A 23,613-nucleotide genomic window follows, 5' to 3' on the forward strand; every position below is an offset into this window, starting at 1 on the left:
GAAAAATGATTTTTAGTAATTTTACAATAAAACTGAATCAAGCTATCCTTATTTCAACAAAAAGAAATGAGGCGATAAAATGATTAATCAGGTAACCTTAGTGGGACGATTGACAAAAGAACCAGAAGTGAAAACAACAAGTGATGATACTGCGGTGTTAAATATCACATTGGCATTAAATCGATTTGGACGCGGACGAAGAATTGAACAGGAAGCCGATTTTATTCCATGTGTAATTTGGGGGAGACGTGCAGAGGAAACCGCAAAATATTGTCGAAAAGGCAGTTTGATAGGATTGACAGGTGAAATTCAAACGCGCAGTTATTTGAATAAAGAGGAAAAACGAATTTTTATTGTGGAAGTTGTTGCGCATAAAATCCGCTATTTAAGTTCAGCAAGAGCAGAACAGAAGAATGATGGGAACAAAGATGAAGCTTTTATGGTGGGTGAAGAAGATCTTTCCGTTACGACAGAAGAAAAAAATAAAGAATAAATAGAGGTAAGGAAGGATTTTCAAACAGAGATACTTAGAAGGCGTTCACTATAAATGGGAGCGCCTTTTTTATAACTCTGGGGATAGGAAGTAGGGGGGTTTTGTGATAAACTGAAATATAATAAGTAAATCTAGGAGTCAAGTATGGAAAAAAGTACAGTGCGTGTATTAGATATTCCTTTTTATAATATAAGCCAAGCAGCATTTATAGAAGAACTGCTTTTTTGTGCAGACCAAAATCAAAAAAAATTCGTTGTAACGGCTAATCCAGAAATTGTTATGAATACAAAGGCAGATGTTCATTTTAAACAAATTGTCACCAGTGCCGATTACATTGTTCCAGATGGTGTTGGGATTGTCATGGCGGCAGAAAGATTAGGAACCCCTTTAAAGGAGCGAGTAACGGGATTTGATACATTGGTAGGGATTTTGAATAAAGCGCCTGAAAAACAATTTAGGGTTTATTTTCTAGGAGCTACGCCAGAAGTTTCTAGTAAATTAATGGAAAAGATGAAAATTAGTTACCCTAATTTAATGATTGCTGGAAGCCATCATGGCTACTTCGATTTAGAAGAAAGCGAGAATATCACGCAGGAAATCATAGATACCGGGGCCGATTTTATTTTTGTCGCTTTAGGATCGCCTGCACAAGAAAAATGGATACTATCTCATTTCCATCGGTTTCCAAAAGGGATTTTTATGGGGGTTGGCGGTTGTTTTGATGTGCTTTCTGGATCGGTCAAACGCGCACCTCAATGGATGATCAAATGGAAACTTGAATGGGTATATCGCTTTATTACGAATCCTTCCAGATGGCGCCGCTTTTTTGCTATTCCTCGTTTCATGAGAGAAGTAAAAAAAGAAGTGCGAAGAAAAGAAGTGGGTAAATGAGAATTAAACAAGTCACTCTTTATCATGTCAAAATTCCGATGGTTGTGCCTTTTGTAACGAGTTATGGAGACCTGTATGAAAAAGAATGCGTCCTTGTGGAAGTAATGGATGAAGAGGGAATTCGTGGATACGGTGAATTAGAAGCGTTTCCTTTGCCGGACTATATAGAGGAATTCTTATTTGCCGCTAAATTTATCTTGGAGAAAGTAATCGTCCCCCAAATGAATGGTTGGGAGTTTTCACATCCCAGCGAATTTCAGACCCGTTTCTCTTGGATACGCGGCAATGAAATGGCAAAAGCTGCTGTTGAATCAGCGTTGTGGGATCTTTATGCAAAAAAAAATACACAGTCTCTACAAAAAGCTTTAGGTGGAGAAGGCATCTTTTTAGATGTTGGGGTTAGTTTGGGTATTCAAAAAAGTCCAGCAGAGCTTGTAGCCCGAGTGACAAGTTATGTCCATCAAGGCTATAAACGTATTAAAGTAAAAATTAAACCAGATCATGATCTAACTTATATCGCTGCTGTTCGTGAGGCATTTCCGGAGATACTATTGATGGCAGATGCCAATTCAGCATATACTTTAGCAGACTTTGACAGATTAAAAGATTTGGATAGATTTCAATTAGCAATGATTGAGCAGCCCTTTTCTATTAGAGATTTTATTTTTCATGCCCAATTACAAAAACAAATCCAAACCCCCATTTGCTTAGATGAAAATATTCGCTCTGTTAATGACGTGAACCAAGCGTATCGGATGGAAAGTTGCCGAGCAATTAATTTAAAAATGGCAAGAGTTGGCGGCCACACTGAAGCGCTCAAGATTATTAATTATTGCCATGAAAAAGGGTTGATTGTATGGTGTGGAGGCATGCTTGAAGCAGGTATCGGTCGGGCGCATAATCTTGCACTGGCTTCTCGAAAGGAATTTAATTTTCCAGGGGATATTTCAGCTACAAATCGGTATTTTAATGAGGATATTATTGAAGAGGAATTCAAATTGCAGGATGGCCGGTTGGAGGTTCCACAAAAAATGGGAATTGGTGTAGAAATAAGTATGAAAAAAATAGAAAAATTTATAGACAGCAAACAATTGATCAAGTTGGGGTAGAATGGAGCTGAAACAGGATTGTTGACATGGGTTATTATTACATTTATTAGCGGGATTATTTTGATCCCTATTATTAGGAAAGTAGCTTTTCTTATTCATGCTGTTGATACTCCTCGTGAGCGGCACGCGCATATAAAGCCGACACCAACATTGGGCGGATTAGCAATTTTTATCAGCTTTTCGATTGGTTTCTTTTTGGCTCCGATTGATCGTACAGGAACATTACCTGTATATTTAGGCGCGGTAATTATTCTACTTACGGGATTAATTGACGATGTGATTGAATTATCCCCTAAATTGAAATTACTTGGTCAAATATTGGCTGCTGTTTGCGTAACGATTTGGGGACAAGTTACGATTGAATTTATTAATGTTCCTTTTTTCGGCCCGTTAGACTTTGGTGTATTTGCGATTCCAATTTCTATTATTTGGGTGGTTGCAATAATTAATGCGATAAACCTCATCGATGGATTGGATGGTCTTGCCGGCGGGGTATCAATCATAGCTTTAATGACAATAGCAGGCATGGCCCTATTATTACAAGATGCTTTTGTGGCACCTGTAGCATTTTTATTAGTTGCAGCTACACTCAGCTTTTTGATTTTTAATTTCCCACCAGCTTCCATTTTCATGGGAGATACGGGAGCGTTATTTTTAGGTTATATGATTGCGGTATTATCATTAATGGGCTTTAAAAATGTTACATTCATCTCACTGCTTGTTCCGCTAATCATTCTAGGTGTGCCTTTATCAGATACGTTTTTTGCGATTGTTCGACGTCTGAAGAAAAAGATGCCTGTATCATCAGCAGATCGTTCACATATCCATCATCGTCTAATGGCATTAGGTTTTACACAGCGCCAAACGGTCTTACTCATTTATTGTATGGCATTACTTTTTTCAATTACAGGTTTTATTTTTTCATTTTCAACAACCTGGGGTTCTGTTGTCTTACTGCTTTTATTAGCACTATTGATTGAAATCATTGTGGAGTTCATTGGCTTAGTTGGAGAAGATTATCGTCCCATCTTAAATATTCTTCAAAAAATTCATCGCAAGAGACCATAGAAAAACGGTGTAACACTTTAGAAGTAATTAAAAACTTCTAAGTCTTACACCGCTTTTTTAGTTGCTTGTAGTGGAACTGTCAGTCGTTGTTGTGTCATCTGTATAAGGAGCAGCATTCGGATAGGGCTTTGCAATACCTAATTCGTCCGCAAATTCATTCGCAACACTTTCTACAGAATCCTCATCTAATTGATAATAATAGACTCCGCCTTGAGGAGCATCATAGCCAACAAGATTCAGTGACTTCATATCAATCGTATTTGTCATGCCGAATTTAGCAATGGATAGCATTTGGTTGAAAGATAGATTGGTTTTCATATTCTCACCAATGGCATCAATAATACTCGAATATTTGCTGATCGATGAAATTTCAGAAGCCTTATCCACAATGGCTTTAATGATTAATTGTTGCCTTTTACCGCGTTCAATATCATTGTCAATGTGACGAGTTCTTGCTAATGCCAAAGCTTCCTCGCCGTTTAGATGCTGTTCGCCTTTTTCTAAGTGGATGGCATCTGCTTCATCTTTAGAATTTTGTTCTGTAAAAGTAACCGGTACATTTACATCAATTCCACCAAGCGCATCAACAATTTTAATCAATGCTTCAAAATCAAAACGAACATAATAATCGATTGGAATATTAAATTGCTCTTCTACTGTTTTCATTGTTAATTCTGGACCGCCATAAGCATGGGCAGCATTTATTTTTGTATACATATCAATGTCTTTTTCTGGAGCACTGATATGCACGTAAGAGTCACGCGGAATGCTTGTCATTTCAACACGATGATCTTTTACATTTACAGTTGCAAGAATGAGAGAATCACTTCGAGGATTTCCATTTCCCTCTCGCGTTTCACTTGAATCCACACCGATTAGCAGAACTGAAAAGCTGTCTTTGATTGGTTCAATATCTTTTGTGCGAAGCGTTGAAGCCTCGCCATTACGAACACTGTCATAGGAATTATCAACAGCCAATTTTGTTTTACTGAACAGATAGGTACCGTAACCGATGCCTCCAAGTATTAACACTAAAATCGGTATCAAAATCCAATAGAGGATTCGACGACGCTTTTTATACTTGGCAGCTCTTTCATTATTGTATCTGCCATTTTTCATATATTAATTCTCCTTAAAATTCAATTCGCTTTGCAAGAGTTATCAGCACAAACATAATGTAAATTGTATCATGTCATAGAGCTTGCTATGTTACAGCCTATTTACGTTTTGTTTAATTTTTTCTTGTTCGTCTAATCTACATTATACAAAAATATGGCAAAGAATAATATAAAAAACTAATATCCTTTCAAAAATGTAATATAATAGCTGATTCAGATTGATAAATTGCGTTTAAATATAGAAATGTCACATAATCCATGATTGAAAAGATCAAATTCTTGTATCTGCTGAAATTCCTGAAAGCCTAATTTTTTAAGTAAGGATATAGAGGCCACGTTTTCAGGTAAAACTTTTGCTGTAGCTGCTTGGAAAGCGGAGTTTTTTGCAAGTATTTCTAAAAATGCGGTAAGCGCTTCTGACATAAAACCTTGGCGCCAAAAGTTTTTAGCTAATTCATATCCGATTTCAAAAGAAGCATCCTGGACTGAGATTTCATTGATTCCAATTGAACCGATTACAGTCTGATGATTAAAAATTGTATATCTACAAGCAGATTTTTCTTCTTCAATGACTCTGATCATTTCTTCCGCTTGGGAAACAGACTTGAACCGTTCGATATTCATAAATTTTGCCACTTCTTCATTGGACCAAATTTCTAAAAGAGCAGGTGCGTCGTCTAAAGTGGTTTTTTTCAACAATAAACGTTCTGTTTGAAAAGTATCGGGTGGTGTAAAGTAATTTTGAATCATAGTTCTGGAACATCCTTTTCCCGGTATTGTTGTATGCCTTTTTGGCAATGAATTTTGCCGCTTGAGAATTCCGTCATTAATTTTGTAAAAGGATCAATATCATCTTGATCTACAAATATGTCTAATGTTACTAAATCAGTATATGTTTTGTGGGCAATCTGATAATCCTTTTGTAGGAGCAAGTTTTCGAGTTTGTCTAATTGATTATAAGGGACAGGGACTGAGATAATCGTTGCTAAAGTCCGCTCAACAATCCCAATAGCCTTACATGTTTCGCTAACAGCCTTCCCATAGGCACGTACAAGGCCGCCTGCTCCTAATTTAGTGCCGCCAAAATAGCGGGTTACAATGACGACGGTATTTTTTAGGTTTTTCTTTTTGAGAACTTCTAACATAGGAATACCAGCTGTGCCACTTGGTTCTCCGTCATCATTTGCTTTTTGATGCTGATCATTTTCGCCAATGATGTAGGCAGAACAATTGTGGGTAGCATCTCTATATTTTTTCTTTATGGATGAAATAAAGGATTGCGCTGCCTGCTCTGTTTCTGCACGGGCAATGGTGCAAATAAAGCGCGATTTTTCGATTTCAATTTCATGCTGTCCCTCGTTTTTTATAGTCAGATACTTTTCTAACATAGGAAACCTCCTGTAAATCAGCGCATAGTTTGCTTCTATTTTAGCTGAAATTCAGATCGTTGTATAGCAAGTTTTTATCTTATGCATTGATATAGTAGATGAAGTGGGATCAAATTCATGTTATAATGATAATCACTATTACTTTAGGCAGGGCTATATTAATTTTCACTACAAAAATATAGGCAAATTGCAGTAATTTTTGGTGCATCTGCATTATAATAAAAGTAGTAGTTTTAAAATCAACAATGGAAAAAGTTACAGATGCAATAATCATTCAACAAATTATAGAAAATGACTTTCATCAATGTATGAATAATGGGAGTGCTTGAGACTACTTGAAAGCAAGTTAATTCAAAGATCGAATGACAAACTTAGCACAGATTGTTCGCTTGTAAAAACAGGTTATTAAGGAGGAATAGTCATTATGACGCTTAAGATTATGATTGTCGACGATCATCAATTATTCCGTGAAGGTATTAAACGGATTTTAGAACTCGAAAATTCTTTTGAAGTGGTTGCTGAAGCGGAAAATGGTAAAAATATCGTGGCAAAAGTAAGAGAATACAAACCGGATATCGTATTAATGGATATAAATATGCCCACAGTGAATGGATTAGACGCAACTGAAATGTTAGTAAGACAGTTTCCTAGTATCAAAGTGATTGTTCTTACTATTCATGACTCAGATGAATATGTAACCGAAGCGCTTCGTTCAGGTGCTGTAGGTTATTTATTAAAAGAGATGGATGCCAAAGAATTGGTTGATGCAATTAAAATTGTAGATGATGGTGGTGCTTACATTCACCCTAAAGCTGCGATTAAATTGATTCGAGAATATCGCCATTTAGCCAGCACAAATACCGCACAAGGCGTTTATGGTTATCAACAACCTGAGGTCAAAATGCCGCTCCATATCTTAACGCACCGCGAATGTGAAGTGCTGCAATTGTTGACTGATGGCAAAAGTAATCGTGGCATTGGTGAAACGCTCTTTATCAGTGAAAAAACAGTAAAGAATCATGTAAGTAGCATTTTACAAAAAATGAAAGTAAATGATCGTACACAAGCAGTTGTAACAGCAATCAAAAATGGCTGGGTGTACATTCGTTAATTACTTTGAGGTGAATTTATGAGTTTGGAAAAGATTGCCGTTGTAACAGACAGCACAGCGTATATACCTAAAGAACAACTCGCGCAATATGATATTCATATCGTTCCGTTGTCTGTAACGGTTGGTGGTCAGTCGTTTAAAGAGGAAAAAGAGCTGTCTACAGAAGATTTTTACGCATATGCAAAACAAAGTGAAGCATTTCCCACCTCTTCTCAACCAGCGCCTGGTGATTTTATTCATTTGTTCGAACAGCTAAAAAGTAATGGAATTGAAACAATCATTACAATCCATTTGTCCAGTGAAATCAGCGGGACTTATCAAAACGCTGTGTCAGCAGGTAGCTTAGTTGATGGAATAAATGTAATAGCGATAGATTCAGGGATTTCGTGTATGGCACAAGGCATGTTAGTTTTAAAAGCTGCTGAAGGTGTTTCGTCAGGAAAATCGGTACAAGAGATCCAACAAGATATAGCTGCTTTATTAGAGGTAATGGATGCTTATTTTATGGTGGATGACTTGAATAATCTTGCACGTGGTGGCAGATTAAATGGTGCACAGGCAATGATTGGCAGTTTACTCCAAATCAAGCCGATTCTTCATTTTGAAGAGAAGAAAATCGAACTGTTTGAAAAGGTGCGAACTCAAAAAAAGGCATTAAAACGAATTGAAGAGCTTTTAGCCGAGGCTGTTGAGAAGAACCAGGCTCAGCGAGCATATGTCATTCATGGGAACTGTCCAGAAAAAGGGTTGAAATGGATGAATGAGCTTCAAACAAATTTTCCTTCAGTAGAATTTAAATTAAGCTATTTTGGTCCAGTGATCGGGACTCACTTAGGTGAAGGGGCTCTCGGACTCACATGGTCAATTAAATAAAAGAGATTCGATGCTATTTCAGTATAATGGCATCGAATTTTTTTGTAAAAAGGCCAAAGTTTCATATTTGGGCTAAAAAATGAATTTTGAGCCTCAAAAAATCATTTTTCTCCTAGGGAAAATTAAGTTTTAGGCAGTTAAAAATCAATTTTAGCTTCTGCAACTTTTTTTGAAATTTGATATAACAATACTGCGAGGTGATATCAATGAGTTGCTATCCAGGAAAGTTATATCTTTCAAAAGAGGTAGATAATCCTTTCAAAATGAAAGTAATAAAGGCCCTTCAAAAAAAGCAGTCCCAATGGATGTGCATGCGATGCGGAAATGATAATCCAATTAAATTTGGCCAAATACCGAAAAATAATCTTCCTGCCGATTCTCTAATCTATTGTCGCAACTGTTTAATAATGGGACGAATGGATGAAGAAACAGATCTCTATTATTTGGAAGCGCAAGAGTTAAAAAAATGTAAGGAAGATTTTCTGAAATGGGCATTTCAACTGAAAGCAGGACAAATGAAAGGGTCAAAAGCAGTTATGAATGCTATTCAAAAAAGAGAGGAACTGCTTTTATGGTCAGTTGCAGGATCTGGCAAAACAGAAATGACTTTTGCGGGGATTGAATGGGCCTTGCAACAAGGCTTAAGAGTTTGTTTATGTTCGCCAAGGGTAGATGTGTGTATCGAACTTTTCCCTCGATTAAAAGAAGTATTTCCGACTGTGAAAATTACATGTTTATATGGAGATTCGGATCAAAGCTTTCAAGGAGAGCAATTTGTTATTGCAACAACACATCAGCTTATTAAATTCTATCAATATTTTGATGTTGTTTTAGTGGACGAGGTGGATGCCTTTCCATATGCCCAAGATCCTTATTTGGAATATGCAGTCAAAAAAGCGGCTAAAGATCATTCTGCACATATCTATATCACGGCTACTCCGTCTCCTGAGTGGCAACGAAGATGTTCCAAGGGTGAAATGAAACATGTGAAGATCCCAGCCAGATATCATCAATATAAATTACCAGAGCCGAGAACTTGTTGGATTGGGAATTGGTCGAAATGTCTTGCGAGAAGAAAGATTCCAACGAAATTAGTCAAGTGGTTAAGTGAGATTCAAAGAAAGAGGCAACGAGCCTTAATCTTTTTCCCGGAAATCAAAGTGATGGAAGAAATGAGAGAAATCATGCAAACAGAGGGCTATGAAAAATTCTCAACAGTACATTCAGGGGATAAAAAACGAAAAGAAAAGGTAGAAGCATTGCGGAATTTTGAAATAGAATTTTTGCTAACAACAACGATTCTTGAACGGGGAGTGACCTTTGAAAATGTCCAGGTTGCTGTATTTGGAGCAGAAGGACCGATTTTTACAGAAGCTGCACTTGTGCAGATTGCAGGAAGGGCTGGGAGAAAAATCGAATATCCAACAGGAGATGTTTGCTTTTTTCATTATGGAATAACTAAACAAATACGGCAAGCTATTCGTCATGTTCAAATGATGAATCGTTTAGGTAGACAGGAAGGGCTGTTAAGAGAAGGTGAATAACTGCCTCTATTGCGGCGTGAAGATGGATAAACACATAACATGGAATTTATTTAGTAGATGTAAGTCAACGGTTCTTTGTGAAATTTGTTGGGCAAGTCTTTCGTATATCAATCAAGCAGATGCGTGTTCTGTTTGTGGAAGATCAGATTCAAAAGGGATTTGTCAAGACTGTCAGCAAAGAGAAAGAGATAGGCAACGGTATTTAACACGCAATCGATCCATATGTCAGTATAATCAATTTGCAAAAGCCTTTATGGAACTTTATAAATATAGAGGAGATTATGTATTGGCAAAAGCCCTAGGAGAGATACTAACACCACCCCTTCAAGCGATGGTGAAGAACTGGATCTTGTGTCCGATACCATTAGCGGAAAACAGACTAGCTGAAAGAGGCTTTAATCAGGTTTCTGCTATTCTTCATGAAGCTGCCTTGCAGTATCAAGAACTGCTTATACGTGAAGAAGGCGAAAAACAATCTAAACGAAGCAGAGTAGAAAGATTGAACGCAGAGCAAGTTTTTCATATGAATGAAGAAGTAAATTTGTTCACCGATCAACCGATATTACTTATAGATGATATTTATACAACGGGCGCAACTTTAAATCTTGCAGCAAAAGCCTTTTATGATAAAGGATTTAAGAACATAGAGAGCCTAACGGTATTTAGATAAGTTTGTAAAATTTTTATTAAAATTAGGTTTGTGTTGGCTTAATTAGTGGAAACAGATAGTATAGAATAGAGGTAAAGCAGTTTATGCAAAACAGTGAATATTGTTTGTGTAAATGTTTGCAAAAAGGCGTTTTTTACCTTAGACTAGGGGTAAGGACATAAAGCTCCTTGCAACAAATTTGTTTTATCTCAAAGGAGGAATTACTATGCTTAAGTACAACATTCGTGGTGAAAATATCGAAGTCACCGAGGCAATCAGAAATTATGTGGAAAAGAAAATCGACAAATTGGAAAGATACTTTACCGAAACACCAGATGCCAATGTTCATGTGAACTTAAAGGTGTATTCTGATAAAAATGCGAAGGTTGAAGTGACGATTCCCCTCCCAAATCTTGTTCTTCGTGCAGAAGAAACAAGCGGAGATTTATATGCAAGCATTGATTTGATTGCGGATAAGCTAGAACGCCAAATTCGTAAACATAAAACAAAAGTAAATCGTAAATTCCGTGATAAGGGTGCAAGTCAAGATTACTTTGCTTTTTCTGAGGTAACAGGCTCTGCAACTGAAGAAACGGAAAGTGACTTGGAAATTGTTCGTACAAAACAATTTTCACTAAAACCAATGGATAGCGAAGAAGCAGTTTTGCAAATGAATTTGCTGGGACACAGCTTCTATGTATATACGGATGCTGAATCCAATGGAACTAATATCGTTTATCGCCGAAAAGACGGTAAATATGGACTAATTGAAACAAACTGAATTTGATCTAATAAACGCTCCGCCAAGATTTGAGGCGGAGCGTTTTCTATTTAAAAATTATTTGGTTCCAAGAAAAGGGCCATAGGTGTTGGCGAAAGAACTATTGTAAGAAACACCATTTTTATTTTTGCCTTCATCCCAATTAGCGGACCAAGTCATGATCCCTCGAATACCATTTCCGTTCGCCTGTAATTGGTTAAAGGCATCAAAGACATTTTGAGGGTTTGTCACATAGCCAGTTGCGGCAGCATCATTATTACTTGGCAAGCCTAAAACAAGTTTGTCAGCTGGAATTTGAAGAAATCCTCTAGAGCCGTGAATAAAAGAATCGGCCATATAATAAAGGAATTCTTTTTTCAAGGTATCATTGTTTTGGGCAATCCATTGATTGGTTTCATCTACCCAAACGCCGTCGCCTCCCTGATTGTAAAGTTGAGGCGCAATATAATCATAATAACCGGTAAGAGAAGTAATATAGGTTGCATAAGCACCGCCTGGTTTCAAATAAGGAAATTCTGGAGCCATTGTAATCAAGAAATTTTTTCCTTCTGCACGGTAATGATCTTTAACGATTTTGAGCGCTGCTGGAATAACTGTTTGGTTGTTTCCGGCGGTAATAGCTGTTTGTTCTAGATCAATATCTAGTCCATCAAAACCATACGTTTCGACTTGGCGAATAATTTCGTTTGCAAATGCTTGTTCATCTCCAGTTTGAAGTTGTACATGACCATCTGCCCCGCCTAGTGCGAGTAAAACGCTCCTTCCTTGGCTGTTTAAGGCTGCAACTTGGGCGCGAAAATCACTATCCGTCATTCCAACAGGTTTGAAGCTAGGAATGCGATTGACGCCATCGCCTTTCATGAAAGCAACAGGAATGATATTGTAGGCTTTGTTTACACTTGAGAGCGCAATATCAGCAGAAGTCCCTTGTTGATAGCCATCCTTTCCGGCAGATTTCCAGCTGTGCCAGTAGCCTACCAATACTTTTTTTCCTGTGATATCCGGCATTGAGGAGGCGGCATCTGTTGCAGCGAAGGCTTGTCCGCTTAATGAAAAACTGAAAAGCATCGCCGTTCCCGTTAATAGACTGCCTACCACCCATTTCTTTGTTTCTCCTAACATACAAAAAATCCTCCTTTTTTTGAATGTTTGCGTTTACAAAAAGAAGCTAAGCAACTAGCAATATTTAGTTGCAGTAAATCCATACCCGTAGTTAACGAGTCAAAACATAGGAATATAGTAAAGGAAAGCATTTTGGTATATACCAAAATAAATGAAATGATGTCCTGGCAGGAGAATAATGATAAACCATTCTTAAAAAAATTTTTTTATGTCACATAAAATACACATTCAACAAGTGATCATCGTGCTATAATAACTGTTATCACTATAAATACAACAAAATGATCGTGATATTGTCATTTTAGATGAATAAGTGATAAAATTAATAAGTGTATCTTAAATTAGAATCCTGATTTAACATAGTTTGCTTAACTACGATCGTAATGTAGTGAAAACAGTAGAGGAGAATCAATAATGGCAGGTTTATTGAAAAAGATTTTTGAGTCTGGCAAGAAAGATATGAAGTATCTCGAAAAAAAAGCAGATAAGATTGAAGCCCTTGCAGACGAAATGGCAGAGCTTTCGGATGATGCTTTGCGTGAGAAAACAGTTGAATTTAAAGAACGTTATCAAAGTGGGGAATCACTTGATGACTTACTTGTCGAAGCTTTTGCTGTAGCAAGAGAAGGTGCAAAACGGGTTTTAGGCATGTATCCGTTTCGTGTTCAATTAATGGGGGGGATTGTACTCCATGAAGGGAACATTGCTGAGATGAAAACTGGTGAAGGGAAAACGCTGACGGCAACATTGCCAGTTTATTTGAATGCACTATCAGGTGAAGGTGTTCATGTCGTTACGGTCAATGAATATTTGGCTCAGCGGGATGCAGTTGAAATGGGTGAACTGTATCAATTTCTTGGCTTAACAGTTGGCTTGAATCTTAATGCGCTATCCAGTGAGGAAAAACGCGAACAGTACGCTTGCGATATTACCTATAGTACGAATAATGAGCTTGGTTTTGACTATTTGCGGGATAATATGGTGGTTTATAAAGAACAGATGGTGCAACGTCCGCTTTCCTTTGCTGTCATCGATGAAGTCGACTCCATTTTAGTCGATGAAGCGAGGACACCGCTGATTATTTCAGGTGAAGCAGAAAAATCAACGCTTCTATATGTACGGGCGAATACATTTGCTACGACTTTAGTAGAAGAACGTGATTTTACAGTCGATATCAAAACCAAATCTGTCAACTTGACGGAAGAAGGTATGGAGCGCGGCGAAAAATACTTCGATGTAGAGAACTTGTATGATTTAGAAAATGCCGTTCTGTTACACCACATAGCGCAGGCTCTTAAAGCAAATTACACCATGGCGTTAGATGTCGATTATGTGGCGCAAGACGATGAAGTGCTTATTGTGGACCAATTTACAGGTCGGATTATGAAAGGTCGTCGTTTTAGTGAAGGATTGCACCAAGCGCTGGAAGCAAAAGAAGGCGTGACGATCCAGAATGAATCCAAAACGATGGCAACCATCACTTTCCAAAACTATTTCCGTATGTACAAGAAATTGGCAGGTATGACAGGTACTGCTAAAACGGAAGAAGAAGAATTCAGAGATATTTATAATATGCGTGTTATTGAAATTCCGACAAATAAACCGATCGTGCGGGATGACCGTCCAGATTTAATTTACACAACGATTGAGGCTAAATTTAATGCGGTTGTGGAAGATATTGCAGAGCGGCATGCTAAAGGTCAGCCGGTTCTTGTTGGTACAGTAGCCATCGAGACTTCCGAATTGATTTCAGGCAAATTGAAGAAAAAGGGTATCCATCATGATGTCCTTAATGCGAAACAACACGAACGTGAAGCTGATATCATCAAAAATGCCGGTGAAAAAGGTGCTGTTACGATTGCAACCAACATGGCTGGTCGTGGTACCGATATTAAACTTGGTGAAGGTGTCATCGAAGTTGGTGGACTAGCGGTTATTGGTACTGAACGGCACGAGTCTCGCCGGATCGATAACCAGTTGCGTGGTCGTTCAGGACGTCAAGGGGATCCAGGTGTGACACAGTTTTATCTTTCAATGGAAGATGAATTGATGCGTCGTTTTGGATCGGATAACATGAAGAGTATGATGGAACGCTTCGGTATGGATGAAGAAGCTATTCAAAGTAAGATGGTCAGCCGTGCCGTTGAATCTGCTCAAAGACGTGTAGAAGGAAATAACTTCGATTCTCGTAAACAAGTCTTGCAGTATGATGATGTTTTACGTCAACAACGGGAAGTGATCTACAAGCAGCGTTATGAAGTTATTACAGCTGAAAATAGTCTTCGTGAAATTGTCGACAGTATGATCGAACGAACTGTGAATCACATGGTAATGGCTAACGCATCGACGCATGAATCTGAGGAAGATTGGAATCTGCAAGGGATTGTGGATTATGTAGATGCTAACCTGCTTTCAGAAGGTGCCATAAAAGTTGAGGATCTTGAAAATAAACAACCGGATAAAATGGAAGCCTACATTTTAGATAAAATCAAGGAAGCCTATGATGCGAAAGAAGAATTGCTTCCAGAAGAACAATTTAATGAGTTCCAAAAAGTGGTTCTTCTTAGAGTCGTTGATACGAAATGGGTGGATCATATTGATGCGATGGATCATTTGCGTGATGGTATCCATCTGCGGGCATATGGACAAATTGATCCGCTACGTGAGTATCAATCGGAAGGCTACGAAATGTTCGAACAAATGGTTTCTTCTATTGACGAAGATGTGGCACGCTACATCATGAAAGCTGAAATTAGACAAAATCTTGAACGTGAGCAAGTGGCGAAAGGGGAAGCGGTGGATCCAGGAGAAGGAAAACCAGAAGCCAAACGCCAACCGGTTCGCAAAGACAAACACATTGGACGCAACGATCCATGTCCATGCGGAAGCGGTAAAAAGTATAAAAATTGCCACGGAAAAGAAGCCTAACAAACGGATGCGAGAAGCCAAATCTCAACAGAGGTTTGGCTTTGTTTTTGTCTAGCGGACGCGTTTGATAAGTCCCACTAGCCAAATCGAGCAATTTTCTATATACTAAGATAGATTGTGAAAAAACTTTTGAAAAGGTGGAAAAAACAATGGAATTAGCAGAAATCCGTAATGCCTTAGAGAATACGGCACAACAAATTAAAGACTTTAGGGGGTCTCTTTGACTTAGATAACATGGAAGTGCGTATTGCCGAATTGGAAGACCAAATGCTGGATCCTGATTTTTGGAATGATCAGCAGGCAGCGCAAAAAGTGATTAACGAGTCGAATGGGCTGAAAGAAGTTTACAATGCTTTCCACAAAATGGAAGAAGAACAAGAAAATATGGACGTTTCGCTGGAATTGTTGAAAGAAGAGGCAGATAGTGATCTTCAAGCTGAGTTGGAAGAAGAGCTTGGCAGCTTTATTCAAGAATTGGCGGACTTTGAACTTAAGTTGATGCTAAACGGTCCTTATGATAAAAATAATGCAATTTTAGAACTGCATCCAGGTGCTGGCGGAACGGAATCTCAAGACTGGGGTTCCATGCTTTTCAGAATGTATCAGCGCTTTGCTGAGAAAAAGGGCTTTAAGGTTGAAACGATTGATTATCAAGCCGGCGATGAAGCGGGAATTAAGAGTGTGACTTTGTTGATTAAAGGTCATAATGCATATGGCTATTTGAAAGCAGAAAAAGGGGTACACCGTCTTGTGCGGATTTCTCCGTTTGATTCATCTGGTCGCCGCCATACGTCATTTGTGTCAGTAGATGTGATGCCGGAAATGGATGAAGATATTGAAATTGAAGTGCGTTCAGAAGATCTGAAAATAGATACGTATCGGGCAACAGGTGCTGGTGGTCAGCATATCAATACGACTGACTCAGCGGTCCGGATGACGCACATGCCAACAGGGATTGTCGTCACTTGCCAGTCCGAACGTTCGCAGTTGAAAAACCGTGAGCAGGCGATGCGGATGTTGAAAGCTAAACTTTATCAAAAAGAGCAGGAAGAAAAAGAGCAAGAACTTGCTGCTATTCGTGGTGAACAAAAGGAAATTGGTTGGGGCAGTCAGATTCGCTCTTACGTTTTCCATCCTTATTCCATGGTGAAAGATCATCGTACCAACGAGGAAACAGGGAATACGCAAGCGGTTATGGACGGAGAAATTGATGATTTCATCAATGCCTATCTGCGTTCACAAATCGGCTAAAAGAGGGGCATAGTAGGAGTGAAAAATAGACGGAAAACTTTATCGCCGACTTGGCAAAAAGTGATTGAATATGTATATGTGGTACTCGGGGCAGCTATTATTGCACTTGCTTTTAATGTGCTACTTTTACCCAACCATATTGCTTCTGGCGGTGTTAGCGGAATCAGTACAATCGTCAATTATCTGACGGGATGGACACCGGCTTTTATCCAGTGGGCGCTGAATATTCCGTTGTTTATTGCGGGTGTTTTCTTTCTTGGGTATCAGTTTGGGATCAAAACCTTTATCGGTACGATGACGGTGCCATTATTTGTCTATTTGACGCAAGGACTTAAGCCGTGGACGACTGAGCCACTTGTTGCTGCACTGTTTGGCGGCGTTTTGGTTGGAATCGGTCTGGGGATCGTTTTTCGAGGGAAAGCTTCTACTGGTGGGACGGATGTGGTGGCTCAAATTTTACACCGCTATACACATCTGTCTTTAGGAATTTGTGTGGCGCTCATTGATGGATTTGTTGTCATTTCGGCGATGTTTGTCTTTGATATCGAATCAGGTCTATACGCGCTTATCGGTCTATTTGCAACAAGCAAAACAATTGATCTGGTACAAGTGGGATTGAATCAGTCCAAAACAGTATTCATCATTTCAAACAATCAAGAGGCAATTCGTGAGGCAATTCTTTTTAAAATTGATCGCGGGATTACGCGCCTTTCTGCAAAGGGAGGTTACACGGATGAGGATAAACAGATTCTACTTTGTGTCATTGCACAGCGGGAATTTTCACGCTTGAAAGAAGTGGTGAAGGAGATTGATCCGAATGCGTTTGTGGTTGTGATGAGTGCCAGCGAGGTAATGGGAGAAGGCTTTACACTATAAATTAATCCCCTTTAGAAAAGAGCAGATTGCTTCATTTTCTGAAGGGGTTTTTGAATATCAACTTTTATATAACAGTTTTATGACAACAGAAACTGTGTTATTGTTCACAAATGGGCGAGAATGCCTGAAATGGTCTGCACCACTTGCTTGGAGATGTAATCATTTTTAATCTGCTTGTAATGTTAATTTGTTCTAAAAAACGGTACAATAGGGACAGTGAAAAGATGAAGCAGTGAAAACGGCTTTTTTTGTTTGTCCAAAATGATGAAAAATTTTGTTGAACGAATTAGTAGAGACAAATGGTTATTTACACGAGATTTGATAATGTCATATGATGAAATATAACTGTAATGCAATTAACCCATGTATGAAAAACTACCATGTTATAATGACTCTTGTGTTGTATAGGCTTTCTCTATACACGGGTTATCATGGTATTACCTTGGGAAAAGCTGATAGAAAGGCAAGTTAGGTGATAAGATGATAGTAATGGAAGACGTTTATAAGAAGTATCCGAATGGGATTACTGCTGCTAACGGTTTGAACGTCGACATCAAAGACGGAGAATTTGTTTATGTAGTTGGTCCGAGTGGGGCTGGTAAATCTACATTTATTAAAATGATCTACCGTGAAGAGCGAGCGACAAAAGGTAAGATTAAGGTGGATAATTTTGATCTTATCGAGATGAAGAATCGTGAAGTTCCTTACTTGCGACGACATGTTGGCGTAGTTTTCCAAGATTTTAAGTTGCTTCCGAGTAAAACAGTTTATGAAAATATTGCATATGCGATGGAAGTTGTCGAAAAAGATCCGGCTGAAATCAAAGAGCGAGTCATGGAAGTCCTTGATCTTGTTAATTTGAAGCATAAGGTTCGGATGTTGCCCGATGAACTTTCAGGAGGGGAACAGCAGCGTATCTCGATTGCGCGTTCCATTGCAAATACACCGAAAGTTCTAATCGCAGATGAGCCAACAGGAAATCTCGATCCAGATACCTCATGGGAAATTATGAACATCCTTGAAGAAATTAATAATCGCGGAACGACCATTGTAATGGCGACACACAATAAAGAAATTGTTAACACGCTGAAACATCGTGTTATCGCTATTGAAAATGGAAGAATCGTACGGGATGAACAGCGAGGGGAGTATGGATATGAAATTTAAAACCTTTGGCCGACATCTCAGGGAAAGCTTCAAAAGTCTTTATAGAAACGGCTGGATGACATTTGCAGCAGCAAGTGCTGTGACTGTTACACTCATCCTTGTCAGTGTATTCTTCTCAATACTTCTCAATATGAACAAATTAGCATCCGATGTAGAGAATGATGTGCAAATCAACGTACATATTTCGCTGGAGGCGAACAAGCAACAAGAGGAAGAGCTGAAGAAAAACATTGAAAAGATTGATGGTGTGGAGAGTGTCAAATTCTCATCCAAAGACGATGAACTGAAAAAGCTTGTCGGAACTTACGGAGAAGATTTTGAGCTATTCGAGCAAGACAACCCGCTCTACGATGTGTATATCGTTCAGGCGAAAGAGCCATCTCAAACTAAGCAGGTTGCGAATCAAATTGAAAAACTTAAGTATGTCAACGATGTTAATTACGGAGAGAAAACCGTCGATAAATTATTCAATACCTTGAAATGGGTACGCTATGCTGGTATAGTGTTAAGTATTGGTTTACTTCTTACCGCAATGTTCCTGATTTCAAACACGATCAAGATTGCGATTTTCTCAAGAAGAAGAGAAATCGAGATTATGAAATTAGTTGGAGCGACCAACTGGTTTATCCGCTGGCCATTTGTTCTTGAAGGAGCGTGGCTGGGCTTGATCGGTTCGGTAATTCCGGTGGTGCTGACATTTGTAGGCTATGTCAACATTTACGATTGGCTGAATCCGAAGCTTGGAAGTTCATCACTTTCACTTCTGCCGCCAACACCATTTGCCTTCGAGATAAGTGCACTTGTTATTTTAATCGGTGTATTCATCGGTATTTGGGGAAGCGCGATTTCGATCAGACGATTCCTTAAAGTATAAGAATGTGTACATCATGTATATAACCTGTATATAAAAATTTAAACCAAAAAAACGAAAAGAGAAGCTAGGGAGCTTTTTAGGAGGTAAAATCTTTGAAAAAGAATGCGTTTATTGCAGTATCACTTGCAGCAGTTATCAGTCTAACACCTGCTTTTACGACGAATGTTTTTGCGGACGTAAATACTGACATTCAGGACCAAGATAAAAAAATTAGTGATCTTAAAGGTCAAAAATCAGATTTGGAGTCGCAATTAGCAACTTTGCAATCTCAACTTGATGAATCTCAAGAGAAAGCAAAAACACTGCAAGCAGAATATGATGAAACTAACAAAGAATTGAAACAGCTAAATGATGATATCGAAAAAATCAACGAACGCATTAAAGAACGCGAAGAGGTACTGAAAGATCGTGCGCGTGCGATGCAAAAAACATCGAATTCCAATGCATATCTGGACATTATTTTAAATGCAGAAAGTATCACTGACTTAGTTGGTCGTGTATCTGCTGTCAATCAATTGATGGACTCTGATCAGCAGATTTTAGAAGATCAACAAAATGATGAAAAAGCTTTACAAGAAAAACAAGCTTCTGTGAAACAAAAACAAGCGGATCAACAAAAAGCGATCCAAGACTATGAAGCAGAACAAGGTAAAATTGAAGCTCAAAAAGCTCAAAAAGAAGCGGTTGTGACACAATTAGCAGCTGATCAAGCAGCAGCAGAAAATGAAAAATCTGAATTAGTTGCGCAACGTGATCAAGAAGCTAAGGAAGCAGCCGAAAAAGCAGCACAACTTGAAGAAGCAACTACTGCACAAGCAACAGCTTCATCAAGCAGTAGCGATAACAGTTCATCAAGTTCAAGTTCTTCTTCTAGTAGCTCATCAAATAGCAGTGCAACAAATAACAGTAGCTCATCCAGTAATAGCATTCCAGCAAGTAGTGGCAGTGCGTATGATAAAATGATGTCAACTGCAACGGCGCAACTTGGTAAACCTTACCAACTTGGTGCTTCTGGTCCGAACGCATTTGACTGTTCAGGATTTACTTCCTATTCCTTTGCAGCCGCTGGAATCAGCTTGCCAAGAACAGCAGCTGGTCAGTATGCAGCTTCTCAAAAAGTCAGTGAAAGCCAAGCAAAACCTGGCGATCTAGTATTCTTCAACTATGGTAGCGGGATTGCACACGTAGGGATCTACGTTGGTGGCGGTACAATGATTAATGCACAAGACAATGGTGTTAAATACGATAACATTCACGGCGCAGGCTGGGGCGAATACCTAGTAGGCTTTGGTCGTGTAGCAAACTTCTAAGAACAGACAACTAAATGTGATTGAAAATAGAAAAGTACCTTTGTTGATTGACTTTGACAGGGGTACTTTTTTTATTGGAGTAGAGGGGACTTTTCCCTAGAGCCAAAGATTTTTTGAAGGGGGAAGATGATGAAAAAGAGAAATTGGACCAGCTATATTGTAGTCTTAGCTGGCGCGGTGGTTTTGAATAGTCCCATGCAAGTTTTAGCGGATAGCACGAATGAATTAGAAAAGCGTCAGAATGAATTGAGTCAAGAACGGTCAAACTTGAACCAGCGTATTGAATCGAAAAATAGTGAGATGGAAAGCATTGGAATGGAACAGCAAAATGCCGCCACGCAGTTGGAATCACTTTTAAAAAGTATTGAAGAAACAGATCGTAAATTAAAGGAACAGCAGTCGCAAGTAGATGATGAAAACGCAAAAATCGAAAAATTACAAAAAGATATTGCTGATTTGAAAGAAAAAATCCAAAATCGGCAGGAAGTCTTAAAAGATCGTGCGCGGGCTATTCAAAAGAATGGAAATGCCCAAAGCTATCTGAATATCTTGCTGGAATCACAGGACTTTAGCGACTTGATTGAACGTGTCAATGTGGTTTCAGTCTTAGTAAATGCCGATCAGAATATTATTAAGCAGCAAAAAGATGATCAGGAGCTGCTGGATCAAAAAGAAACTGCTTCGCAAAAGAAATTGACAGAACTTAAGCTTTTAGCAAGTAAAATTGAAGTTTCAAAAAATAATTTAGAAAGTCAAAAGGCGGAAAAAAATGATTTGATTTTGGCCTTGGCTGAAAAGGAAAATAAGACGGCTAGTGAGAAAACTCTCCTTGAAAAACAACAGGGCTCCCTATCTGCAGAAGAGAAACAGGTGGCTGCGAATATCCAATCGGCCAAAGCGGAAGAGGCACGTAAACAGCAAGAAGCAGCGGCTAAGGCGGAAGAAGCACGACGAGCGGCGACTGTGGCAAGTGCTTCTGAAAAAGCGAAAGGTGGGGGCACAGAATCAACCGGCTCGACAAGTGCGGCATCTTCGGCTGGTAGTTCGCAAGCTACTTCTCCGGCGGCTAACAAACCGAGTGGCAATGGCGGTATGTTTATCAAGCCGGCAGCTGGAATCTTAACTTCGGGATTCAGTGATCGGATTAATCCGGTAACTGGACAGCATGAATCGCATAAAGGGCAAGATATTGCGGCTGGGGGAACGGTGACAGTTTCGGCAGCGGCAGACGGTACGGTTGTGTTTGCTGGATACGGGGCACCGGGCAGTGGCTATGGAGGTTACGGCTATGTGGTCAAGATTGATCATGGGAATGGCTATCAAACGTTGTATGGACATATGCGGGCTGGAAGTTTGAATGTGGTTGCCGGTCAACGTGTGATGCAGGGACAAGCAATTGGCATTATGGGCTCGACAGGACAGTCAACAGGGCAGCATTTGCATTTTGAAATTCATCAAAATGGGGTACCGGTCGATCCGGCGCCTTATCTATAAAGAATGGCGATCCACTTTGTTGGGTCGCTTTTTTTATGAAGAAATAGGCGTGCCAGCGTTTTTATGATATGATAAAACAGAGTAAATGCAAAAAGGGGGCGCCACATGGGAATTTTGGCAGTGTTTTTGATACTTCTGCTTGTTTTAAATGTTTTCTTTGCGGGTGTCACTGTCTTCTTGGAACGTCGGGACACATCTGCTACATGGGCATGGTTGCTTGTATTGACGTTTGTTCCGATCGTAGGCTTTATTATTTATTTGATTTTTGGGAGAAAGCTATCGAATAAGAAAATTTTCGACTGGAAGGGACAGGAAAAAATCGGCATCAAAGAGTCGACTGCTAATCAGATTGACTTGATTCGACATAAAGAATTTCCATTTAGTGACACGAATGTAAAGAAACACCGTGACTTGATTTACCTGCTGCTCGTGAATGACGGGGCGATTTTGACGCAGGATAATGAAGTTGAGACGTATATCGACGGACATGAAAAATTTGATGCACTTATTAAGGATATGGAGAATGCGACGGATCATATTCATTTGATTTACTACATTTTCCACTCGGATGCGCTGGGGAAACGTGTCATGGAAGTCCTTGAACGTAAGGCAAAGCAAGGGGTAAATGTGAAAATTATTTATGACGCGATGGGTTCACGAACAACGAAAAAATCATTCTTTCGTGAATTGGAGCGAAATGGCGGACTGGTGCGGCCGTTTTTCCCGTCTAAGTTTCCACTGATTAATTTTCGGCTGAATTATCGAAATCACCGTAAGCTGGCGATTATTGATGGATCAGTGGGCTATATCGGCGGGTTTAATATTGGAGATGAATATCTGGGCTTGTGGAAGAAGTTCGGGTACTGGCGTGATACGCATCTGCGCGTTCGTGGGAAAGCTGTTTATGCGATGCAGACCCGTTTTATTATGGACTGGAATTCGGCTGCTCCGAATCAGAAAATTGATTATAAAGCGCGCTATTTTCCGGCTTTCTATGGGAATGGGCACACTAGTATGCAAATCGTTGCAAGTGGGCCGGATTCTGAATGGCAGCAGATTAAAAATGGCTATATTAAAATGATCAACTCGGCGAAAAAATCGATTTATCTGCAGTCGCCTTATTTTATACCGGATGCTAGTTTGATTGAGGCGCTCAAGATTGCCTGCTTGTCGGGGGTGGATGTGCGGCTGATGATTCCAAATAAGCCGGATCATGCTTTTGTTTACCGGGCGACGACCAGTTATGCAGGGGAATTGATGGAAACTGGGGCGAAAATTTTTATTTATGATAATGGGTTTATTCATGCGAAAACATTGATTGTTGATGGAGAGATCGCGTCGGTTGGGACTGCGAATTTGGATTTTCGGAGTTTTCGTTTGAATTTTGAAGTGAATGCGTTTATCTATGAGAAGGAATTGGCGCAAAAATTGGAGGATATTTTCTTGGAAGATATTTTGAAGTCCTACCAATTGACGCCGGAGCTTTATCAGCAGCGTTCTAAATGGATCAAATTAAAAGAAGCGGTCAGCCGGCTGCTTTCGCCAATACTATAGAAAATGTTTTTG

21 protein-coding genes are annotated in these 23,613 nt (G+C 39.2%); 17 read left to right on the forward strand and 4 right to left on the reverse strand.

Translation table 11 applies throughout. The features are described 5' to 3' along the window. Positions 1 to 79 precede the first annotated feature (79 nt). From ssb to CS921_RS07625, 4 genes are all read left to right on the forward strand, one after another. Positions 80 to 493, forward strand: a complete 414-nt coding sequence (gene ssb / locus CS921_RS07610; RefSeq protein WP_099222592.1) for a single-stranded DNA-binding protein — start codon at positions 80 to 82, stop codon at positions 491 to 493. A 144-nt stretch (positions 494 to 637) separates the two neighbouring features. After that, the gene (locus CS921_RS07615) at positions 638 to 1,384 is read left to right on the forward strand and encodes a WecB/TagA/CpsF family glycosyltransferase (RefSeq protein ID WP_099222593.1); all 747 of its coding nucleotides are present in this window, start codon (positions 638 to 640) and stop codon (positions 1,382 to 1,384) included. Beyond that, entirely contained in the window at positions 1,381 to 2,493 is a 1,113-nt protein-coding gene (gene menC / locus CS921_RS07620; protein WP_099222594.1) for an o-succinylbenzoate synthase, read from the forward strand. The genes CS921_RS07615 and menC overlap by 4 nt, the downstream gene beginning before the upstream one ends. A gap of 21 nt (positions 2,494 to 2,514) precedes the next feature. Further along, positions 2,515 to 3,561, forward strand: a complete 1,047-nt coding sequence (locus tag CS921_RS07625; RefSeq protein ID WP_476738461.1) for an MraY family glycosyltransferase — start codon at positions 2,515 to 2,517, stop codon at positions 3,559 to 3,561. A 57-nt stretch (positions 3,562 to 3,618) separates the two neighbouring features. On the opposite strand, the gene CS921_RS07630 is transcribed toward CS921_RS07625, so the two are convergent. The 3 genes from CS921_RS07630 to CS921_RS07640 all read right to left on the reverse strand — a co-directional run bounded on the left by CS921_RS07630 (position 3,619) and on the right by CS921_RS07640 (position 6,067). Beyond that, complete coding sequence (locus CS921_RS07630; RefSeq protein WP_099222596.1) at positions 3,619 to 4,680, reverse strand: LCP family protein; 1,062 nt, start codon at positions 4,678 to 4,680, stop codon at positions 3,619 to 3,621. 212 nt (positions 4,681 to 4,892) lie between these two features. Further along, positions 4,893 to 5,429 carry a GNAT family N-acetyltransferase gene (locus CS921_RS07635; protein WP_099222597.1) on the reverse strand — a complete coding sequence of 179 codons (537 nt, stop codon included), beginning with the start codon at positions 5,427 to 5,429 and terminating at the stop codon, positions 4,893 to 4,895. Then, the gene (locus CS921_RS07640) at positions 5,426 to 6,067 is read right to left on the reverse strand and encodes a YigZ family protein (protein WP_099222598.1); all 642 of its coding nucleotides are present in this window, start codon (positions 6,065 to 6,067) and stop codon (positions 5,426 to 5,428) included. Before CS921_RS07640 ends, CS921_RS07635 begins: the two co-directional genes overlap by 4 nt. Positions 6,068 to 6,491: 424 nt before the next feature. Between CS921_RS07640 and degU the strand changes: the two genes are divergently transcribed. The 5 genes from degU to hpf all read left to right on the forward strand — a co-directional run bounded on the left by degU (position 6,492) and on the right by hpf (position 11,025). Beyond that, positions 6,492 to 7,178, forward strand: coding sequence for a two-component system response regulator DegU (degU, locus tag CS921_RS07645; RefSeq protein ID WP_099222599.1), 687 nt, complete (start codon positions 6,492 to 6,494; stop codon positions 7,176 to 7,178). 18 nt (positions 7,179 to 7,196) lie between these two features. Then, the gene (locus tag CS921_RS07650; protein ID WP_099222601.1) at positions 7,197 to 8,051 is read left to right on the forward strand and encodes a DegV family protein; all 855 of its coding nucleotides are present in this window, start codon (positions 7,197 to 7,199) and stop codon (positions 8,049 to 8,051) included. A 206-nt stretch (positions 8,052 to 8,257) separates the two neighbouring features. After that, positions 8,258 to 9,595, forward strand: a complete 1,338-nt coding sequence (locus tag CS921_RS07655; RefSeq protein ID WP_099222603.1) for an ATP-dependent helicase ComFA — start codon at positions 8,258 to 8,260, stop codon at positions 9,593 to 9,595. A gap of 22 nt (positions 9,596 to 9,617) precedes the next feature. Next, positions 9,618 to 10,265 carry a ComF family protein gene (locus tag CS921_RS15545; protein ID WP_162921714.1) on the forward strand — a complete coding sequence of 216 codons (648 nt, stop codon included), beginning with the start codon at positions 9,618 to 9,620 and terminating at the stop codon, positions 10,263 to 10,265. A gap of 205 nt (positions 10,266 to 10,470) precedes the next feature. Next, positions 10,471 to 11,025 (forward strand): ribosome hibernation-promoting factor, HPF/YfiA family, encoded by a 555-nt coding sequence (gene hpf, locus CS921_RS07665; protein WP_099222607.1) that lies wholly within the window; start codon positions 10,471 to 10,473, stop codon positions 11,023 to 11,025. A gap of 57 nt (positions 11,026 to 11,082) precedes the next feature. Here the strand turns inward: hpf and CS921_RS07670 are convergent, their stop codons facing one another. Then, positions 11,083 to 12,147: a chitinase gene (locus tag CS921_RS07670; RefSeq protein WP_099222609.1), complete on the reverse strand. Its 1,065-nt coding sequence runs from the start codon at positions 12,145 to 12,147 to the stop codon at positions 11,083 to 11,085. A 414-nt stretch (positions 12,148 to 12,561) separates the two neighbouring features. Here CS921_RS07670 and secA point away from each other — a divergent pair, with 414 nt between their 5' ends. The 8 genes from secA to cls all read left to right on the forward strand — a co-directional run bounded on the left by secA (position 12,562) and on the right by cls (position 23,601). Continuing rightward, entirely contained in the window at positions 12,562 to 15,075 is a 2,514-nt protein-coding gene (gene secA / locus CS921_RS07675; RefSeq protein WP_099222611.1) for a preprotein translocase subunit SecA, read from the forward strand. A gap of 149 nt (positions 15,076 to 15,224) precedes the next feature. After that, positions 15,225 to 16,326 (forward strand): peptide chain release factor 2 gene (prfB, locus tag CS921_RS07680; protein ID WP_099222613.1). Its coding sequence is split into 2 segments (ribosomal slippage): positions 15,225 to 15,296 and positions 15,298 to 16,326, totalling 1,101 coding nucleotides; the frame shifts between segments, so codons are not numbered across the junction. Positions 16,327 to 16,344: 18 nt separating this feature from the next. After that, the gene (locus tag CS921_RS07685; protein WP_420843746.1) at positions 16,345 to 17,202 is read left to right on the forward strand and encodes a YitT family protein; all 858 of its coding nucleotides are present in this window, start codon (positions 16,345 to 16,347) and stop codon (positions 17,200 to 17,202) included. A gap of 480 nt (positions 17,203 to 17,682) precedes the next feature. Continuing rightward, positions 17,683 to 18,369, forward strand: coding sequence for a cell division ATP-binding protein FtsE (gene ftsE, locus CS921_RS07690; RefSeq protein ID WP_099222617.1), 687 nt, complete (start codon positions 17,683 to 17,685; stop codon positions 18,367 to 18,369). Continuing rightward, a complete protein-coding gene (gene ftsX / locus CS921_RS07695) occupies positions 18,359 to 19,243 on the forward strand; it encodes a permease-like cell division protein FtsX (protein WP_099222619.1) in 885 nt (294 codons plus the stop codon). The genes ftsE and ftsX overlap by 11 nt, the downstream gene beginning before the upstream one ends. A gap of 92 nt (positions 19,244 to 19,335) precedes the next feature. Further along, positions 19,336 to 20,553 (forward strand): NlpC/P60 family protein, encoded by a 1,218-nt coding sequence (locus CS921_RS07700; protein ID WP_099222621.1) that lies wholly within the window; start codon positions 19,336 to 19,338, stop codon positions 20,551 to 20,553. A gap of 126 nt (positions 20,554 to 20,679) precedes the next feature. Further along, a complete protein-coding gene (locus CS921_RS07705) occupies positions 20,680 to 22,047 on the forward strand; it encodes a murein hydrolase activator EnvC family protein (protein WP_099222623.1) in 1,368 nt (455 codons plus the stop codon). A gap of 105 nt (positions 22,048 to 22,152) precedes the next feature. Beyond that, positions 22,153 to 23,601, forward strand: coding sequence for a cardiolipin synthase (gene cls / locus CS921_RS07710; RefSeq protein ID WP_099222625.1), 1,449 nt, complete (start codon positions 22,153 to 22,155; stop codon positions 23,599 to 23,601). Positions 23,602 to 23,613 lie beyond the last annotated feature (12 nt).

The sequence above is a fragment of the Listeria costaricensis genome, from assembly GCF_900183385.1.
GTDB classification, from domain to species: domain Bacteria; phylum Bacillota; class Bacilli; order Lactobacillales; family Listeriaceae; genus Listeria; species Listeria costaricensis.

Excerpts from the sequence above, each read along its gene's own strand:
- CS921_RS07655 (WP_099222603.1), top strand. The coding sequence starts at position 8,258 with ATGAGTTGCTATCCAGGAAAGTTATATCTTTCAAAAGAGGTAGATAAT.
- cls (WP_099222625.1), top strand. The coding sequence starts at position 22,153 with ATGGGAATTTTGGCAGTGTTTTTGATACTTCTGCTTGTTTTAAATGTT.
- CS921_RS15545 (WP_162921714.1), top strand. The coding sequence starts at position 9,618 with ATGGATAAACACATAACATGGAATTTATTTAGTAGATGTAAGTCAACG.
- CS921_RS07630 (WP_099222596.1), bottom strand. The coding sequence starts at position 4,680 with ATGAAAAATGGCAGATACAATAATGAAAGAGCTGCCAAGTATAAAAAG.
- ftsE (WP_099222617.1), top strand. The coding sequence starts at position 17,683 with ATGATAGTAATGGAAGACGTTTATAAGAAGTATCCGAATGGGATTACT.
- ssb (WP_099222592.1), top strand. The coding sequence starts at position 80 with ATGATTAATCAGGTAACCTTAGTGGGACGATTGACAAAAGAACCAGAA.
- CS921_RS07640 (WP_099222598.1), bottom strand. The coding sequence starts at position 6,067 with ATGTTAGAAAAGTATCTGACTATAAAAAACGAGGGACAGCATGAAATT.
- CS921_RS07670 (WP_099222609.1), bottom strand. The coding sequence starts at position 12,147 with ATGTTAGGAGAAACAAAGAAATGGGTGGTAGGCAGTCTATTAACGGGA.
- CS921_RS07650 (WP_099222601.1), top strand. The coding sequence starts at position 7,197 with ATGAGTTTGGAAAAGATTGCCGTTGTAACAGACAGCACAGCGTATATA.
- CS921_RS07615 (WP_099222593.1), top strand. The coding sequence starts at position 638 with ATGGAAAAAAGTACAGTGCGTGTATTAGATATTCCTTTTTATAATATA.
- ftsX (WP_099222619.1), top strand. The coding sequence starts at position 18,359 with ATGAAATTTAAAACCTTTGGCCGACATCTCAGGGAAAGCTTCAAAAGT.
- CS921_RS07705 (WP_099222623.1), top strand. The coding sequence starts at position 20,680 with ATGATGAAAAAGAGAAATTGGACCAGCTATATTGTAGTCTTAGCTGGC.
- degU (WP_099222599.1), top strand. The coding sequence starts at position 6,492 with ATGACGCTTAAGATTATGATTGTCGACGATCATCAATTATTCCGTGAA.
- hpf (WP_099222607.1), top strand. The coding sequence starts at position 10,471 with ATGCTTAAGTACAACATTCGTGGTGAAAATATCGAAGTCACCGAGGCA.
- menC (WP_099222594.1), top strand. The coding sequence starts at position 1,381 with ATGAGAATTAAACAAGTCACTCTTTATCATGTCAAAATTCCGATGGTT.
- CS921_RS07635 (WP_099222597.1), bottom strand. The coding sequence starts at position 5,429 with ATGATTCAAAATTACTTTACACCACCCGATACTTTTCAAACAGAACGT.
- secA (WP_099222611.1), top strand. The coding sequence starts at position 12,562 with ATGGCAGGTTTATTGAAAAAGATTTTTGAGTCTGGCAAGAAAGATATG.